15 protein-coding genes are annotated in these 16,188 nt (G+C 62.4%); 6 read left to right on the forward strand and 9 right to left on the reverse strand.

Going from position 1 to position 16,188, the window contains the following annotated elements; genetic code table 11:
* Positions 1-80: 80 nt before the first annotated feature.
* Positions 81-782: a SprT family zinc-dependent metalloprotease gene (locus U5L98_RS15025; RefSeq protein WP_322559119.1), complete on the reverse strand. Its 702-nt coding sequence runs from the start codon at positions 780-782 to the stop codon at positions 81-83.
* Entirely contained in the window at positions 779-4,174 is a 3,396-nt protein-coding gene (locus U5L98_RS15030; protein WP_322559120.1) for a type I restriction endonuclease subunit R, read from the reverse strand. The genes U5L98_RS15025 and U5L98_RS15030 overlap by 4 nt, the downstream gene beginning before the upstream one ends.
* Here U5L98_RS15030 and U5L98_RS15035 point away from each other — a divergent pair.
* Complete coding sequence (locus U5L98_RS15035; RefSeq protein WP_322559121.1) at positions 4,173-4,331, forward strand: hypothetical protein; 159 nt, start codon at positions 4,173-4,175, stop codon at positions 4,329-4,331. The two genes, U5L98_RS15030 and U5L98_RS15035, sit on opposite strands and share 2 nt — an antisense overlap.
* Before the next feature lie 74 nt (positions 4,332-4,405).
* Positions 4,406-5,722 (forward strand): ATP-binding protein, encoded by a 1,317-nt coding sequence (locus U5L98_RS15040; RefSeq protein WP_322559122.1) that lies wholly within the window; start codon positions 4,406-4,408, stop codon positions 5,720-5,722.
* 76 nt (positions 5,723-5,798) lie between these two features.
* On the opposite strand, the gene U5L98_RS15045 is transcribed toward U5L98_RS15040, so the two are convergent.
* The 5 genes from U5L98_RS15045 to U5L98_RS15065 all read right to left on the reverse strand — a co-directional run bounded on the left by U5L98_RS15045 (position 5,799) and on the right by U5L98_RS15065 (position 11,912).
* Positions 5,799-6,419, reverse strand: coding sequence for a hypothetical protein (locus U5L98_RS15045; RefSeq protein WP_322559123.1), 621 nt, complete (start codon positions 6,417-6,419; stop codon positions 5,799-5,801).
* Between the two features lie 4 nt (positions 6,420-6,423).
* Positions 6,424-7,353, reverse strand: coding sequence for a hypothetical protein (locus U5L98_RS15050; RefSeq protein WP_322559124.1), 930 nt, complete (start codon positions 7,351-7,353; stop codon positions 6,424-6,426).
* Complete coding sequence (locus U5L98_RS15055) at positions 7,353-7,940, reverse strand: DUF6932 family protein (RefSeq protein WP_322559125.1); 588 nt, start codon at positions 7,938-7,940, stop codon at positions 7,353-7,355. The genes U5L98_RS15050 and U5L98_RS15055 overlap by 1 nt, the downstream gene beginning before the upstream one ends.
* Positions 7,941-8,179: 239 nt before the next feature.
* Positions 8,180-9,481 carry a restriction endonuclease subunit S gene (locus U5L98_RS15060; RefSeq protein WP_322559126.1) on the reverse strand — a complete coding sequence of 434 codons (1,302 nt, stop codon included), beginning with the start codon at positions 9,479-9,481 and terminating at the stop codon, positions 8,180-8,182.
* Entirely contained in the window at positions 9,474-11,912 is a 2,439-nt protein-coding gene (locus U5L98_RS15065) for a class I SAM-dependent DNA methyltransferase (RefSeq protein WP_322559127.1), read from the reverse strand. Before U5L98_RS15065 ends, U5L98_RS15060 begins: the two co-directional genes overlap by 8 nt.
* A gap of 460 nt (positions 11,913-12,372) precedes the next feature.
* Between U5L98_RS15065 and U5L98_RS15070 the strand changes: the two genes are divergently transcribed.
* Entirely contained in the window at positions 12,373-12,567 is a 195-nt protein-coding gene (locus U5L98_RS15070; RefSeq protein ID WP_322559128.1) for a stability determinant, read from the forward strand.
* On the forward strand, positions 12,567-12,851 hold the full coding sequence (locus U5L98_RS15075; RefSeq protein WP_322559129.1) for a type II toxin-antitoxin system RelE/ParE family toxin: 285 nt from the start codon (positions 12,567-12,569) through the stop codon (positions 12,849-12,851). The genes U5L98_RS15070 and U5L98_RS15075 overlap by 1 nt, the downstream gene beginning before the upstream one ends.
* Positions 12,852-13,260: 409 nt before the next feature.
* Here U5L98_RS15075 and U5L98_RS15080 read toward each other — a convergent pair whose 3' ends face one another.
* Together U5L98_RS15080 and U5L98_RS15085 are read right to left on the reverse strand one after the other, a co-directional pair.
* Complete coding sequence (locus U5L98_RS15080) at positions 13,261-13,866, reverse strand: exopolysaccharide biosynthesis protein (protein WP_322559130.1); 606 nt, start codon at positions 13,864-13,866, stop codon at positions 13,261-13,263.
* Positions 13,856-14,011 carry a hypothetical protein gene (locus tag U5L98_RS15085; RefSeq protein WP_322559131.1) on the reverse strand — a complete coding sequence of 52 codons (156 nt, stop codon included), beginning with the start codon at positions 14,009-14,011 and terminating at the stop codon, positions 13,856-13,858. The genes U5L98_RS15080 and U5L98_RS15085 overlap by 11 nt, the downstream gene beginning before the upstream one ends.
* Positions 14,012-14,187: 176 nt before the next feature.
* Between U5L98_RS15085 and U5L98_RS15090 the strand changes: the two genes are divergently transcribed.
* Positions 14,188-14,805 (forward strand): LysE family translocator, encoded by a 618-nt coding sequence (locus U5L98_RS15090; RefSeq protein WP_322559132.1) that lies wholly within the window; start codon positions 14,188-14,190, stop codon positions 14,803-14,805.
* 104 nt (positions 14,806-14,909) lie between these two features.
* Positions 14,910-15,998, forward strand: a complete 1,089-nt coding sequence (locus U5L98_RS15095) for an RNA-guided endonuclease TnpB family protein (RefSeq protein WP_322559133.1) — start codon at positions 14,910-14,912, stop codon at positions 15,996-15,998.
* Positions 15,999-16,188 lie beyond the last annotated feature (190 nt).

The following is a 16,188-nucleotide window of genomic DNA, read 5'->3' on the forward strand; positions in this document are numbered from 1 at the left end:
AGTGTGAATTCGATTTGAAACAGCCGCTCATGAGCGGCTGTTTGCGTTTCTGCCCCTCTGTTTTCCCAGTCAATGGCGGCTCACACCCCTTCCACCTCGATGCCGTGCCGGGCGAGCCAGCTCTTGCGCTGCTCGTAGTCCGGCATGGCGCGTTCCAGGCGGCGCCAGAAAGCGGGTGTATGGTGGGGCTCGTGCAGGTGAACCAGCTCGTGGACGACCACGTACTCGGCGATATCGCGGGGCAGCAGTATGGTCTTCCAGTGGAAGTAGACGCGGTTGCCCTTGCCACAGGAGCCCCAGCGGTAGCCGAGGTCCTGCACCGTCACTCCGGCGGGCTCGACGCCCAACCGCCGGGCCTGCTCTTCCACCCTGGCGGTGAGCCAGTCACTGGCGCGGACGCTATACCAGCGGACGAAGTGTTCGCGGGCGTCGGGCAGGGCGTCCTCGCGTAGCTGGAAGCGCCCGGCGGCGAGTTTGAGCGGGACTTCTTGGGCGTCATTGGGCACGCGCTTGAGGCGGTAGCTGCGGCCCAGGTAGAGGAAGCCCTCGCCGTTGACGTACTCCTTCTGCGGCAGCCGGCGGCGTCGCTCGGCCTTCTGCGCCAGCTTCCGGTAGATCCACAGCCGCTTCTCGATCACGAAGTCGCGCAGCCGCTGCTCGTCGGTGCCGGTGGGCACGGCGATCACCAGCTCGCCCTCGCGGTCTACGGTGATCTCGAGCGTCTTGCGCCGCGAGCTCTCGCGCACCTCGAAGGTGAGGTCGTCCACGGCAAGCTGCATCATGCGTTCACCAGCTTCTGGTGGTTGGTGCGCGCCAGGTCGAAGAGCCGCTCGGCGGTGGCCTCGGCCTGATCCATGGGCACCAGGTTGCCCATCATCAGCTGGCTAAACAGGTGCTGCTTGAGGCGCTCCTGGTCCGGGATATGCGAGGGCTTCCAGAAGTCGGGAATGGCGATCTCCTGCTGGATCAGCCCGACCAGTTCCTCGGTGGCGTCGAGCAGCGTCTGGGCGGTTGCTGAGTCGATGGTCTCCGGCGCCAGGCTGGCGCCGGAGACCAGCTCACGCCAGAAGGGTTCGGCGTAGGCGGGCATCTCGGGGATTTCCTCGCCATCGACGCTGGCGCCGTCGCGCAGCTGCTGGATCAGCGTCTTCAGCGCTTCGACCTGCTCGTCCCACTGGCCGTCGAGCTGCTGGAGCAGCTCCTCCAGGCGCTCGCTGAGGCGACCATATTTCACCGGGTCCTCGTCCAGATGCTTGCGCACGTGGGAGCGAACGGCGTGCTCCATCTCCGAGGCCTTGGCACGGTCGCCGACCTGGCGGCCGAGGTGCGCGTCGAACTCGGCGTCGGTGAGCTGCACCGGCGGGATGCGCGGGTCGATGCCGAGCGAGATCACGTAGTCGTCAATTAGCTTGCGCACCTTGTTGCCGATGTCGCGGCCGAGCTCCGGGGTGTCCTTGTAGCGATTGCGCGCCAGGGCATGGATGTAGGCGAGCCGCTTGGCGTCATTGACGAACTCCAGCCCCTCGGGGCGCGGCAGCACGTCGTCCAGGCCACGGTTGAACTCCTTGAGCTTGACCACGAACTCAGCGCGCACCCGCTCGTCAGCCAGGGCCTGCACCGCCTCCTCGGTGTCATCCAGGTCGTCCACGCCTCGGGCGCGCAGCACGTCGATCACCCGCAGGTGGCGGTCGCGCAGCAGCGGGATCTCGTCCTTGAGGCTCTGCAGGGCGCCCTCGATGTCCTCCTCGCTGTAGGCGGCCAGGGCCTCCTTGAGGTGGTTGGCCACACCGAAGTAGTCCACCACGATGCCGTGGCTCTTGCCGTGGCCGGTGCGGTTGACCCGGGCAATGGCCTGCAGCAGCTCCGCCTCGCGCAGCGAGCGATCCAGGTACATCACCCCCTCGATGGGCGCATCGAAGCCGGTCAGCAGCATGCTCTTGACGATCAGGAAGGCCAAAGGGTCGTGCTTCGATGGGTCCTGTTTTTGCAAGGTCCGGGGGTCTGCCCCATCCAGCGGCGGTAGCGGCTTCTTGAAGCGCTTGATATGGCTCTCGACGGCGGCGCGGTCGCTCCACTTCGCCCAGCTGGGGTCGTCGTTGTTGCCGCTGCTAAACACCACGGCGAACTCGAGCTGGCGTAGAACATCACGGTAACGCCAGGCCTGAATGGCCGCCATGACCCGCGGCAGCCGAGTGAGCAGCTGGGTGTCGTCCAGCGCCTTGTCCTCGGGGGAGAGCGCCAGCGCCTCCTCCAGCAGCTCGGTCCTGGCCTGCTCGAGGGCCTCCACGTAGCGCAGCGCCGCCCGCCGGCTGTAGGCCACCAGCTGGGCCTTGACGCCGTTGGGGAGGATATGGGTGACGTAGTAGCGAAGGATATCCTGGGCCTTCTCCTGGATCAGCTTTGGCGCCTCGAAGATCTGCCCCTTGGTGGCGTACTTCTTCTTGATCGCCTCGAGCTCCTCCTTGCTGTGATCGCGGAACAGGTCCTCGAACAGGCCGTCGAGGCTGGCGCCGTCCTTGATCGCCCCCTTGGCGGTACGCCCCTCGTAGAGGATCGGCACCGTGGCGCCGTCCTGCTCCGCCTCCTTGATGGTGTAGCGATCGATGTACTCGCCGAAGATGTCGTGGGTGCGCTTCTTGTCGCCCATGATGATGGGCGTGCCGGTGAAGCCGATGCGCGCGGCGTTGGGCAGGGCACGCATCATGTTGGCGTGGAGATCGCCAGCCTGGGTGCGGTGGGCCTCGTCCACCAGGATCAGGATGTCCCCGCTGGTGTTGAGTACCTCGAAGGGCTCGCTGAGGGTGGGCCTCTTGGGTGTGCCGTTTCCACCCGAAGCGCCTGGCTCGGCGGCATCGCGGCGGCCGCTGTCCAGCCCGCCGCTGGCGCCAGCATCGTCTGCTTCCGGCTCATCTTCTACGTCGGGATCGCGGTACTTCTGGTCTCTGTATTTCTGAACCGTGCCGAACACCAGCCCGGGGCCATCCCGAGCCAGCAGCTTCTTGAGCTGGGCGGTGTTACCAGCCTTCTCGACGCTCTCGCCGGTGAGCTCGGCAGTGGCGGAGAGCTGGGCCTGCAGGTCCTTGCGGTCGGTGATCACCACCACCTTGAAGCGGCGCAGCGCCGGGTCGGTGCGCATTTTGCGTACCAGAAACACCATGGAGAGGCTCTTGCCACTGCCCTGGGTGTGCCAGACGATGCCACCTCGGCGGTCGGATTCACCGTCCTCGCGACGGGTCTTGCCGCTCTTCAGCCGTTCGACGGCCCGGGTCACGCCGCGGAACTGCGGGTAACGGCACACCAGCTTGATCGTCTGGCCGCCGACGTTCATGAACAGGGTGTAGTGACGCACGATGTCGAGCAGATTGGATCTGGTCAGCATACCGGCCACCAGGCGCTGCTGGGCGGAGAGATCCGCCACGCCGAGGTCGATGGCCGCCTCGGTTTCGCGCAGCGGGGCCATGGTCTTCCAGCTCAGGTAGTGGGAAAAGCGGGCGCCGATGGTGCCCACTCGCGCCTCGTCGAAGTTGCTGGCCACCAGGAACTGGCTGGTGGCGAACAGTGCCGGAGCGCCTTCGTGCTCGCCGACCTCGCCCTCCAGGAAGCGCTGATCGTGGTAGCGGCGCAGCTGGTCCACGGCCTGGCTGAGCCCCTCCGGCACCGTGCGGCTCTTGCACTCCACCACCACCAGCGGGATACCGTTGACGAACAGCACCAGGTCCGGGATTACATGACCCTTGGCGGAGTCGTGCCCGGGTGGGCACTTCACCTTGAACTGGTTGACCACGGTGAAGACGTTGTTGGTGGGCTCGCTCCAGTCGATGTAGCGCAGGGTCTGGCCGCGGCCGCCGTCCCAGCCCTCAAGCCCCTCGACGGGCAGGCCGTTGACCAGCAGATCGGTGGCGACCCGGTTAGCCTCCAGCACCCTGCTGGCCGGCAGGCGGGTCATCGCCGCCACCGCCTGGTCCAGACGTTGCTCATCGAGCCAGGGCGCGCCGTCGCGCAGGTTGATTCTGCGCAGCTGCTTGCGCAGCACGGGCTCCATCACCACCTGGGCGAAGCTCTCGCGGTGGGTGGCGCCAGGATCGTCCAGCGAGCCGGCCAGGAACGCCCAGCCCTGACCCACCAGCTGGTCGATAAAGGGCTTCTCGACATCCGTGTACTCGGGACCTGCCATGCCGTGGCTCCAAAGCGCGATGAGTGAATTTGATGGTAGCGAAAGCGGCACTGGACGGGAAATGGGATCGGGCGTTGTCGCTGTTATCGCTGGCTGGTTGATGCTCTGGTGGCGCTACTTCGAGGGTGGTTTAAAGCAATTGGACGAAGAAAAATAAATCAATTGGACGATAGCTTGTCCATCACTTCGACGGTAGAATAAACAGCAATTAGACGCTTGCAGAGAGGCGGCATGGCAATCTCTTATCTTCCGCGGCTGATTCGAGACCGAATCGTGGAGTCCCTCGCCGATACGCCGGTGGTCTGCCTGCTGGGGCCGCGGCAGGTGGGCAAGACGACCCTCGCCCAGCACATCGACCCCGAGCGCGCCTATCTGAATCTGGATGACTCGACACTGCTGGAAGCGGCTCGGCAGGATCCAGTCGGCTTCGTCGAGAGCCTGCCTGAACGCGTCATACTGGACGAGGTGCAACGGGCACCGGAGCTGCTATTGGCAATCAAGTCGGTGGTCGACCGTGATCGCCAGCCGGGCCGCTTCCTGCTGACGGGCTCTGCCAATTTGCTGCTGTTGCCCAGGGCGCAGGATTCCCTGGCTGGCCGCATGGAAGTCATCTATTTGCATCCGCTGGCCGAGCAGGAGAAGCGCGTCAGCACCACAACGCTGCTGGCCACGCTGACGGAGGGCAAACTGGCTCCCACCATGGTGTCAGACAGCTTGCCACTCTCCCCTACGGCAGAGGTGCTTTGTCAGGGCGGCTATCCCGAGCCCAATCGTCGGCCGCCCCGCCGGGCACGCCAGTGGTATCGCCAGTACCTCAACGCCATCGTCCAGCGCGACGTGCGGGATATTGCCGCTATCCAGGACGAAGACAGCATGCTGCGTCTGGTAGAGCTGCTGGCTTACCGCACGGCCGGCCTGCTCAACATCAGCAACCTCAGCAAGGAACTGGGGATAGAGCGCGCTACGGTCACCCATTACCTGAACATTCTGGAGCGCCTGTTTCTGGTTCACCGCTTGCCCGCCTGGCACCGCAATCAGGCCAAGAGACTGATCAAGAGCCCCAAGCTGCATCTGGTGGATACTGGGCTTGCTGCAGCCCTGGGACGTCTGACGCCCGACCAGTGGCTGACCGAGGCAGAACGCTTTGGAGCTCTGCTGGAAAGCCATGTGGTCGAGCAGCTGATCGCTCAAGCCTCCTGGCTCGACCCTGAGCTGCGCTTCTCGCACTACCGAGACAAGGACCAGGTCGAGGTCGATCTCGTCATCGAGCGTGGTCAGGAACTCTGGGGAGTCGAGGTCAAACGTTCCGCCAGCGTCCAGGTCAAGGACGCCGCCGGCCTCGCCCGACTCGCCGACCAGGCCGGCAAAGGGTTTCGTGGGGGCATGCTGCTCTACACCGGCCGCCACTGCCTCAGGTTGCAGGTGCCGGGCTGCTTCGCCGTTCCTATCGGCATGCTGTGGGGCGAGGAACCCGGCAAGCCCATTTCCAGCGAGGAAGCATTGCAGGCCCTGGTGGACCATGCGCAGGAACTGGATATGGGATACTGATGCGCTGCGGATTCTTCCAGCTTCCAGGCGGCTGCTTGCGCAACGTCTTGGTGGCGAATGCCAGAAAGTGGTGCGCTTACCTTTCGGTAACCTGTGCTGAGGGTGGTATCGCTTCACCGGTCAGGCGCACCAGCGCCAGCTCGATCAGGCGATCAGAAAACAATCGCAGCTTGCGCTGGCCGGCCACATCATCGGGCCAGTGTCGCAAGCCTTCCTTGATGGCCTCGACGGTGGGTTCGACATGATCCTGACTGATGAGCCAGTCCAGCGTGGCCAACACTTCCACCCCCAGCGGTGACTGGAAGCCGTCGATCAGGGCATCGACTTCCTCGATGACAGCAAGATATGGCTCGGCATCTGGCGTCGCTAGCCTGGTTGCCAGATCATCGTGCCGGCCTACGTCGAGCCAGATGATGACGACATCCGAAGAGTAAACATCTCCCTCGTAGTCAAGCAGGTTGTCAGTTGCCTCAATTATCATTGCTCTCAATGAATCGGCATAAGGTCCGTAGCGCCGGGCTTGGAAGGCGATCCCGAGGGGATCAGGCAGCCGATGACGTTGGCACTGACGAACCAGCAGCCAGGCAAGGTGGTGCACCTCAAGCATCGAGCACTCGATATCGAGCACCCAGTAGCGACGAATCAGCTCCGCCAACAGGGCTTGTGGTAGATGAATCATGTCCACGCGCGGATTCACAGGCTCACTCCGGTGGTGGCTCACTGGTTGGCCAAGTGGGCAGCTCCAGCAGCTTGTAGCGGGGCCTGCCGCGCCCGGCCTGGGTCACCAGCATTTTCGCCTCGACTATTTCTCCGCGGTGGTCGTTAATGGAATCGGGCTTCTCGACACCGGGGCCTATCTTGGCCGTCAGCCACTCCTTATTGCCCTCAATCTGGAATTCACAGCTTCCCTTGTGAGGCATTGCGCCGCCAAAGGTGACCGGTAAGATCTGCTCGGTCTCGGAGAGATACTCAGCACTCAACCGACCCAGGCTTCTCCGTACCTGGCCTGAATCCCTGAAGCGGAAGGACTTGTCACCATGCTTGAGCGTGCAGACGGCTTCGTTGTCATTCAGGACACTGACAAAGCCTCGGATCTTGTCCAGAGCTCGCTGATCCATATCAGCGGCGGCTTCGGCGAGCTGCTCGTCATCGATGCCGATGCTTCCATCGAGGAGACTGCGTGTTGCCTCCAACGCCTTGGCGACGGTACTGTCTTCATCGAATTCCAGCTGCGCTGACGATTCCTGCATTTGGAAACCAAAGGAGCCTCGTGCCGTGCCGGTGATCATCATCTGATACTGGTCACGATTAGGCACCGGTCCCATAGGAGCGAGCGTGGCATGGAGCGAGGCGCCGACGGCGGTAACCGCTTCCGAAAAGGCCGAGAGCGCCTTGGTAGCGAAACCAGCCAGAATTCCTTCGGAGCCTCTGACAGGGCGGCCACCGAAGGTCAGCACGGCTTTTACTGGCTCGTGCTCGAGTGGCACGGCATCGGAAAGCTGGCCTTTTACTACTTCTAGCCGGGTCTCTATGCTGGCACGGTCCAGGATGTCTTCCGCTGGAATTGATTCCAGCATTTTCTCAAGAGTATTCACTTCAGCCTTGAGGGCAAGGATCTCATTCTGGTTCATCAGACGCCCTCCTGATCTTTTAACCTTTCAAGCTTCTTCCTGGCTTCTGGATCCGGTGATAAGGACACCTGAAGAAAGCCTTTCCAGACATCGTCTCGTCTGTGGGACCACATGCTGTACCAATAACTTGTTCTTATCACTAGTCTTTCGGGTGGGATCAAGTTCATTGGTACATAGAAGGCATCAACATTGAATTTATCTTTAATTGTGGCATGTGCCTTCGGGCGAATGCCGATCACGTCATCGAGTTTATCTAGCAATTCGCTCTGGCTGCTCTCCATGGGGAATTCAACGAAACTCACCACATCAATATCATTAGGTGCACGATTTTCCACCGCCTCGATTTGCTCCAGGTAGCTCCCGTCCAGCCACTGAAACCCCTGAGTTAGCCCCGCGTTATGCAGGCCCTGGCGGTAGCGCAGGAAGCCGTCGAGCATTCTGATGCGCTCATTAGATGTGCCGAAGCGATCAACCAGTTCGACAAGAGCCACCTGATAAGGTGAACGGTTCGGCGATGTCGGGCTGTTCGCATCCACCGGCGGTAGCACGCCTTCTGCGGTCCAGTCAGGAATCGGCACGTTGATCATGGGGCTTCCCTGCGTTCACTCATTGGACGTATCGCACTCATCTTAGTTGCCCGCCCTGTAGCATGCCATGTGCGATCTGAGACCCAGCCGCGCTGGAAGTCGGGGAGCTGGATCTTACCGTTGGTGATGTCCTTGATCCCGACCTTCTGTAAAGAGGGGGCAGCGAGCGATTGGTACTATCGAAGGTGGTCATGGCGGTTCCCTGTGCGTTGTGATCCTGATCTTGTAGAAGCCTCGGTCTATTCCGGAGTGGTGGCCTGGGCCTGGTCGAGAAGCGGGGTGACGCGAACGCGGCCGGTGAGGAGGTCATTCATAAGGCCTGATTTTTCAGAAAGCAATTTACTGAGACTCGCACGAGCTAAAATAACTCTCCGGCTGGCTTCAGAAACCCTGAGGAGAATGGCGTGCTGATCCTCTAGTGATGGGACAGCTACTTTTAGAGACCTAACATCGCCTAGAGTTACCTTTGGCCTGGTGACGCCTGACGTTATCCCCCTCACTTGGGCAGCAACATGCTCAGAATTCGCATAGTTAGAAATCCAGTCTGGTAGGACCCTGCTTTTGTCAGGCCTTAGTCGAACAATGTCGGCAGTTATAATGCCTTCAGGGAACTCGCTCGGGTAAGTGCAGGCAATACAGGGTGGCAATCCCATCTTTGTGAGAAGTACATCACCACCTACGGCATCATGTGCTGACAGTGAGGCTGCTTTCTGGTTATCCACATAGACATCACTTTTCCATGTAAACATCTTGGACACCACATCCCTTACGAATACGACCGGGACTCCCGCTGACCGATAATCAGAGGCAACCAAGTCACTGCCAAAAGGGCCGATGACAGAGCTAGTGGAAAGATCACCCAGCGAGCCAATCCCCCACTCCCTCGGAATCAACCCCAGCGGCGACTCCTTGTAGAGTTCTGGCGCCTGCGCGGGGCTGGGACGCAGCCGGCCATTCTCGTCGATGCCGCGGGTCAGCAGGTCGTGGAGCAGGCCCTCCTTGACCTTCTCTAGCTTGGCGATCAGCGCCTCGGTCTTCTGGATCTGGGTGTCGAGGGTGTCGAGAACTGTGGCTAAACCTACCTGCTCATTAAGAGGAGGGAGGTGAAGTGGGATCTCGGCAATTTTTTTCTTGTTAAGGGTTGCCCCCTTTACGGCGCTGTCAGTGACAACTTTCTCTGCAGCCCTTGGAATAGCGTGGTAAAGCCACCGAGAATCCAATTCGCTCTGAAAGGGCTTGAAAAAAGCGATTGCTTCGTTGCAGTACATGGCTTTTTTTGTGATTCCAGCTCGCCCGATGCTGAGCTTAAAGCTCATTACGATCGAGTCGGAAGGTATAATCTTTACATTGCTGGAAAGAGCGCCTAACTCCGTTATGTGCTCTTTTGAGCCCCAGAGAAATTTTGATTTCAAATCAGAAATAGCTAGCCACGGCGAACCGTTAGGTGGTGTCGCCCAAAATTCTGGCTGATTTCGTGAAGGTGTGCCCCCGATGAAAAAGTCACACACGTCGGAAAGCTGACAGTGAATCCACTCAGACATACCCGAGTCCCTCCAGATACCCCTGCAGCTCCCTGGCGGCGGCATCCCGCTCGGTCTCGATGTCGGCCAGCGTCACCCGGTACTTGTCCCACCAGGTTTCGAAGGCGGCAATCACCTGCTGGCGCTGCTGGCGGATATAGCGCTCGAGGATGGCCTCGAGGTCGCTGTACAGGATGTCGCCCACCAGCTCAGCGGCGTCGGATTCGTTCAGGGCGTCCACGGCGGCGTTGAGGTGCTGCTCGAAGCTGTTGCGCTTGGCGGCATATTGCTTCTTCACCTGGGCGCGCTCGCGCTTCCAGGCCTTGATCGCCTCCAGGGCGGCGGCTTCGTCGTCCTCGCTGCTTTCGGTGTCCGCCTCGTCGCCGTCCTCGTCATCCTCTGGCTTGGCCTCGGCGGCCTTGATGAGGATTTCGAACTCAGCTCTGCGAGCGCTGAGCTCATCCAGCTCTTCGATGTAGTCGTCCAGCAGGAAGTGGACCAGGCGGTGGTCCAGCGGGTTGGCCTTGCTCTGCTCGTCGTCCAACTGGCTCACGATGGCGGTGCGCCAGGCGTCCACCACGCCCAGGCAGCCGCGGGCCTGCAGGGTGCGGAACTCGTTCTTGTTGTCGAACCAGAAGCCCGCGATGATGCCGCGCACCGCGAAGCGGTCGAGCATGGCGGTGGGCTCCAGGGCCGCGGTGAAGCTGCCCAGCAGCTCGTCGCGCAGCCTGGTCAGGCGGCCACCGTTGCCGGAGAGGCTGGTGATGCTTCCACCGTGCTCGGCCCACCAGGTTTCGAAGGCGTCCATTACACGGTCCTCAGCATGCTGCAGCCCTTCGTCGTCCTCGATGGCGGGCTTGAGATCACGCTTCTCGGCCAGGTACTCGGCGAAGTCCACATAGTCGGGATCGGGCTTTTCGTCAGAGCCGCGAGGCGTAAACAGCCCCATGGGGTCGAGGCCCTGGGCGTCAAATAGTGGCCGCCTGGCGTCGATCTCGGCCAGCGGCACGCCGCCCTTGAGGTGCGCGCGCACGTCCTGGGGCTCCGGCGGCGGGGTGTTGTCGGCGTAGCGGCGGATGTTGAGGTTGTAGTCGTTGTCGCGCAGCTCAGAAATCGGCACCACCCTGGAAAAGCCCGGCTCCTCGGCGAAGGCCTCATAGGTGCTGGCGATCTTCTCGATATGCTCGGCCAGCAGGTAGTTCTGGGCGCGGCCCTCGTAGTATTCGCGGTCGGCGTTGATAAACAGCACCCGGCCCTTGCGCTCGTCAGGCTTGGCGCCCTTGGCGCGCAGCACCAGGATGCTCGCCGGGATGCCGGTGCCGTAGAAGAGGTTGGGGGCCAGGCCGATGACCGCCTCCACCAGGTCGTCTTCAAGAAGGCCGGCGCGGATACGTTTCTCATCGCCGCCGCGAAATAGCACGCCGTGGGGCATGACGGTGGCCAGGCGGCCGTCGGACTTGAGGCAGGCGACCATGTGCTGCAGGAACATCAGGTCGGCCTTCTTGGCGCCCTCCGGCACGCTGCCGTAGTGGAAGCGCTCCGGGAAGTGCTGGCTCGGCGTGTAGCCGATGGAGAAGGGCGGATTGGTGAGGATGCGGTCGAAGCGCACCAGTTCGCCGCCCTCGACGTGCTGGGGGTCGGTGAGGGTGTCGTCGTTGCGCAGGTCGGCGGAGCCGATGCCGTGCAGCAGCATGTTCATCTTGGCGATGGCCCACACCGAGCCGGAGGCCTCCTGGCCGAAAAGGTTGAGCCGGCGTGGATCGCCGCCCTGTTCCTCCAGGAACTCCTTGGAGAGGATCAACATACCGCCCGATCCCATGCAGGGGTCGTAGACGCTGTGGTGCTCCTGGGGATCTATCAGCCGCACCATCATGCGGACCACCGGGCGCGGGGTGTAGAACTCGCCTCCCTTCTTGCCGGCGGAGTCGGCGAAGTCGCGGATCAGGTACTCGTAGGCCGCTCCCAGCAGGTCGGGGAACTCGAAGTCCTCGTTGCGCAGGCGATACTCGCTGAAGTGGACGATCAGCTCGCGGAGCTTCTTGTCCGGCAGGGTGTTGGAGCCCACCTTGCGGGTGAAGTCGATGTGCTCCAGCACCCCGGCAAGGCTGGGGTTGTGCTCCTCCAGGCCGGCCAGCGCCTTATTCAGGGCGCTGCCGACGCCCTGGTGGGCCTCCTTGAGCAGGTAGGGCCAGCGCGCCTGCTGCGGCACGTAGAAGGTAGCCTTGTACCAGCTCGGCATCTCGATGACGTTGGCGATGTCGATCTCGCTCTTGCCGGCCTGCTTGAGCTGGCTGCGAACTTCCTCCTGGCGCTGCTCGAAGACGTCCGAGCAGCGCTTCAGGAACAGCATGCCGAAGATGTACTCCTTGAACTCCGAGGCGTCCATGCGCCCGCGCAGGATGTCGGCCGCCTTGAACAGGTGCCGTTCCAGCTGGTTGAGGGTGAGGATCATGTACTGCGGTTCCCTTTGCGATAAGCCGGCCGCCTCGGGCGGCCGTGGTGACTGGCACCTATCTCATCAAACTTGGGGCAGGAAGGCCACGCTCGATTGGTGGAAGCTGGATGGTGATCGTTAGGGGAGGGGGGCAGGTGGATAAAGTGGACGGGGTGGACGCGGTAGACGATGGCTCTTCGCGCACGCCTTCGCGCAATAGTTTCGCGCATCCTCGCAGCTGACTGGTTCGCACCTTTTGTTCGCATTCCGAGCTGCGCAAGCGTTACCGGGAATTGTCCCCCAAGGGGAACCCGACCCTGCGCACCATGACCGCCGTCATCAAGGCGACGGGCATTCACTTTCACGACCTGACGCACCATGCCTCTTGAGAGGGTATGCGTGGAAGGTGCATCACCTGGCGCTTGCCACGAGCAACAATATACACTGCAAGAAATCCAGTGATATGAGGGGAGCCACCATGACCACACCACTTTCCCCCATCGTCTCCGAGTTCGAGACCGAGGAGCAGGCCGCCAGCTACGACCGTTGGTTTCATGAGAAGGTGGCCAAGAGCCTGGCGAGCCCCGGTCCCGGAGTGCCTCATGACGAAGTGATGGCGCAAATGGACGCGATCATTGACGAGGCAGAGCGCCGGCACCGTGAGCGCGCTTGATGCTGCCGGTTGTCTGGCTGGATGGAGCCATTGCTGACCTGGTGGGCATCGTGAGGTTTATCGCCGAGGAAAACCCCGCCGCTGCGCGTCGTTTGAAAGCCCGCCTTGAGGCTGCTCCGCTGGCGTTGGCAGAGCATCCCTACCTGTCTCCCGCTGGGCGCGTGCCAGGGACACGGGAGCTTGTGGCGCACCCGAACTATCTGATCGTCTACCGAGTGGCCGCTACCCGAGTGGAAATCGTCGCTGTTGTCCATACTCGTCGCGAGTACCCATCGAGCGAGTGATATGCTCGCCTTTGCCAGTGCCTCATCCGGTGGTATCCCCTATCGCCCAAGCGCATTTCGAGTATTGGGACAGGTGTTGGGATTTTCTGTTAAGCGTCATGCAACATGCTGATTTTAAGATAGTCGCAGCGAATTCAAAATCCGACGGGTGCAAGCCCTTGTCGGTTCGAGTCCGACCGCCGGTACAACTTAAAGAACAGTCGCTTACGGGCGGCTGTTCGCGTTTCTGCCGTTTTCTTCCGCCTCACTCGTCGTCATTGCCCCCCAGGCTGTGACTCTCGCGTGTGCCGGATCGCCTGCTCGATCGGCGCAGGTCTCCTCAAAGCCGGCATCGATCACGCGATGGAGGCTGCATCGAGCCGGTCCAGGACCACTTTGCCAGCCGCCAGCGCCTCGCCGGCCGCGTCGCTCAGATCAGGTTGAGGATCACCACCGCCAGGGTGCCGCCGGTCAGGATGTAGCCCAGCAAGGCCATCAGGCCGTCGTTGGCGAGCAGCGCCAGGGCGAAGAGCGTCAGGGCCAGGCCGGCGCCATTGGCGGTGAAGGGCACGACTTCCATGGGGGGCATGGCCAGGGCGATCAGCAGGCAGGTCAGGGCCACGGGGAGGTGGGCCGGTGGCCGTGTGAGCCAAACGAGGCGCCTTTTGAGCAGACGGTCGACCCAGCGGGCCGGACGCTCCATCCAGCGTGTGGCTTTTGCGAAACGTTGCCGCGAGACCCGTCGTTCCAGCAGCCAGGCCGGTAGCCAGATATGCTTCCGGCCAACCAGTAGCTGGATGGAGGAGAGCACTACCAGCAGAGCCATCAGGGTGGGCACGCCGGGAATGTCGCCGACCAGCGGGGCCAGAGTGATCAGCCCGGCGATCAGCAGGAAGGGTGCGAAAGAGCGGCGCCCCACGCTGTCGAGGATGGCACCGAGGCTGACGCTTTCGCTGTGTTCACCGGCCTGCTGGACCCTCTCCAGTAGGCCGGTCAGGGGGGCCTGCTCCGGAGGTTCGCTGGTGTCACCGGCCATGCTGTCCCCGGGTCCAGAGGAGCAGGGCGCCAAGAAGCAGCAGTGCCGGCCCCACGAAGGCAACCGGGCTCGAAGCCCACCAGCCGATGATGGGCAGCAGGGCACCGATGATCAGCAGGGCAATGGCGAAGGTTCGGACCGTCATGAGCAACGTCTCTGTCGAGTTGGGCCAACATTGTAGCGTCGCGGCCGAGGGCCCTGCAGCCCCCAGGGCTGTTGCCTTGCCCCGGTATGGCGTAAAGTAATGCCAACACAGTCCTTCTCCCGTGATCGGGTGGAGGGCTGTTTTCGTTGGTCATCCCGATCACTGGAGGTTCCTGCATGCCCCTCTCGCTCTGGCTATCATTGGCCGCTGTCTGTGCTATGGGGGCCATGTCGCCCGGTCCCAGCCTGGCCCTTGTGCTGCGCCATACTTTGGGTGGAGGGCGCCTGCCGGGCGTCGCGGCGGCCCTCGCTCATGCCTTGGGCGTGGGCTTCTATGCGTTGCTCACGGTCTGGGGTCTGGGTGCGCTGATCGTGCGCTTTCCGATGCTGTTCCAGACGATCACGTGGGGGGGAGCGGCCTACCTGGCGTGGCTGGGGGTCAAGGCCCTGCGCGCCGGTCGTGGCGGTGCCCTGCATGCCTCGGCCATGGCCACCAGCCGGCGCCAGGCGGCACGCGAGGGCATGTTGGTAGCGCTGGGCAACCCCAAGCTGATCCTCTTCTTCATCGCCCTGCTCAGCCAGTTCGTGACCCCTGAGATGAGCCTCGTGGCCAAGGCACTGGTGGTACTCACCGCGATGGTCATCGACGGCGGCTGGTACGTGCTGGTGGCGGTGGGCCTTTCCCACTCGCGAGTGCTGCCCTGGTTACAGGCCCGGGCGCATTGGCTCAACCGCATCACCGGCGTGCTGCTGTTGGCCCTGGCGCTGCGGGTGGTGGTCGGGCCCATCGCCTGATCAAAATGCGCGTCAAACCTCGTACTTTTAGTGCGAGGAAGGATAGCGCGAGGCGCGCCAGCGCCTCTTGTTGACAGGCTAAATACAGCACGCTAGATTTCTTCATGACTACCGTGCATCGCGCATACCGCTATCGCTTCTATCCCACGCCCGAGCAGGCCGAGCAGCTTGCCCGGACGTTCGGCTGTGCGCGGTACGTCTACAATCACTTCCTGCGCGAACGCACGGATGCCTGGTTCGAGCGCCAGGAACGCATGGGCTATAACGCCACCGCCAAGGCGCTGACCACCCTCAAGAAGCAGCCGGAGACGGCGTTTCTGGCCGAGGTCTCCAACGTCTGCCTCCAGCAGTCGTTGCGCCACTTGGATCGCGCCTTTGCCAACTTTTTCAAAGGGCAGGCCCAATACCCCAGCTTCAAGAAGAAGCGGCGCAAGCAGTCGGCCACCTATATGGCCAACGGTTTCCGCTGGCGCGATGGTCAGCTGTGGCTGGCCAAGCAGAAAGACCCTCTCAACATCCGCTGGAGCCGGCATTTCAGCGGCGAGCCGAGCAGCATCACCGTCAGCCTCGATACCGCCGGGCGTTACCATGTCAGCTTCCTGGTGGAAGAGGAGCAGGCGGCACTTCCGGTGACACCCAAGATGGTCGGCATCGACCTGGGGCTGACGCACCGCGTCATCACCAGCGACGGCGCCAAGATCCCCAACCCGCGCTTCCTGCGCCAGACCGAGCGCAAGCTGGCCCGCGCCCAGCGGGCGCTGTCGCGCAAGCAGCGCGGCTCCAACAACCGGGCCAAAGCCCGGCTGAAGGTGGCACGATTGCACGCCAAGCTGGCCGATCAGCGTCTCGACGCCACCCACAAGCTCACCACGCAGCTCATTCACGAAAACCAAGTCGTTGCGGCGGAGAGCCTGCAGGTCAAGAACCTGCTCCAGAACCGTTCACTGGCCAAGGCGATCAGCGACGTGGGCTGGCACCAGATCACGCAACAACTGGCGTACAAAGCCGAGCGGTACGGGCGCGATTTCGTCCAGATCGACAAGTGGTATCCCAGCTCGAAGCGCTGTTTCCACTGCGGCCATATCGCCGACACCATGCCGCTGAGCGTCCGCACCTGGGACTGCCCGGCCTGTGGCACCCAGGGCATCGACCGCGACATCAATGCCGCCCGCAACATTCTTGCAGGCGGGTAAGGCGATCCTGGCGGGGGCCGACAAGCTCCGCCATCACGAGCAAACTACCGTGGGGCACACGGGAGGTTAAGCCTGTGGAGCCTGTGTAAGACCGGCGGTGTCGTCACCAAGGGCAACGGGCTGAGAAGCAGGAACCGGGAAGGCAACAACCCGGGAATCCTCTTCCTTAAGGGAGAGGAGGATTGTCAAA

This window comes from Halomonas sp., assembly GCF_034520545.1.
Lineage (GTDB): Bacteria > Pseudomonadota > Gammaproteobacteria > Pseudomonadales > Halomonadaceae > Halomonas.